Annotated in this window: 1 protein-coding gene; it reads left to right on the top strand. The window is 31.4% G+C overall.

The annotated features are described in order from the left end of the window. Window positions 1–258 (top strand): AAA family ATPase (locus SB754_RS21245; RefSeq protein ID WP_410784321.1); only part of this gene is annotated, 258 nt, incomplete at both ends.

Below are 258 nucleotides of genomic sequence, written 5' to 3'. Positions count from 1 at the left end.
ATCGATATTAATAATTTTAAAGGCTATCATGGAAATCACAGTATCAATTTTAATATTCCCGACGGTAATACGGAGGGTAGCGGGCTAAATATTTTAGTTGGTGAAAATAATTCAGGTAAGTCTACTGTTTTTGAAGCATTAGAGTTTATTAAAGACTCAACCAAAAAAGATCCATCTACTTTACTAAATAAATCCGATCCTGCAATTATCCTCAATGATTTGTCAATAGAGGTTACCTATACCGGTAATTTAACTAAT

It is taken from the genome of Leifsonia sp. SIMBA_070 (assembly GCF_046534635.1).
Taxonomy (GTDB): domain Bacteria; phylum Actinomycetota; class Actinomycetes; order Actinomycetales; family Microbacteriaceae; genus Leifsonia.
The sequence above is the reverse complement of the archived record's forward strand: the minus strand, read 5'-3'. Positions and strand labels throughout refer to the sequence as shown.